1 protein-coding gene is annotated in these 815 nt (G+C 51.2%); it reads right to left on the reverse strand.

All coding sequences use genetic code 11. The annotated features are described in order from the left end of the window. Positions 1 to 21: 21 nt before the first annotated feature. Positions 22 to 815, reverse strand: a 794-nt coding sequence (locus ACTHUR_RS13140) for a D-alanine--D-alanine ligase (protein ID WP_440398955.1), incomplete at its 5' end; no start/stop codon positions are given.

An 815-nucleotide genomic window follows, 5' to 3' on the forward strand; every position in this document is an offset into this window, starting at 1 on the left:
AGTCGACCCAGTGCGCCTGCATCATCCCACATGAGCGGTCTTCAAAATCTCAATACATAAATCAGCAAAATCCACGCCGATATGGCTTGCAGATTTTGGCACCAAACTGTGGCTGGTCATACCGGGCAAGGTATTGATTTCCAAAAGATACAGCTTACCGTCCGTATCTTTCAGAAAGTCCACGCGCGAACAACCTTCCGCACCAATCGCCTGCGCGCCACGCACGGCCAGTTCGCGCATCAGGTTTTCCTCCGCCTCGCTCAAATCTTCCGACGGGCATTGATAAACCGTATCGTCGCGGTTGTATTTAGCCTCGTAGTCGTAAAACTCGGTAGCCGGAATAATATGAATACTCGGCAGGCCTTTGCCGTTCAATACCGGGCAAGAATACTCGCCGCCGCCTATAAAGCGTTCGGCAATGATTTCGCCCTGCAAATGTTTCAATTCTTCGTAAACGCTTTTCAGACGGCCTTTTTCTTTGACTTTTACCACACCGACGCTACTGCCTTCCGCGGCGGGTTTCACAAACATCGGCAGGCCCAATTTTTCTTCAACGGCATCAAAGTTGCTGTCGTCATGCAATACGGCAAACTCAGGAACAGGCAAGCCCACAGCCTGCCAAATCAGTTTGCAGCGGTATTTGTCCATACCCAGTGCAGAAGCGGCCACGCCGCTACCGGTGTAAGGAATACCCATCAGCTCCAATGCACCTTGAATCGCGCCATCTTCGCCGAAAGTGCCGTGCAGAATATTGAAGGCCGTCTGAAAACCTTGTGTTTTCAATTCAGACAACGGGGTTTCTTTGGGGTCGAACG

The sequence above is a fragment of the Neisseria sp. P0021.S007 genome (assembly GCF_051956855.1).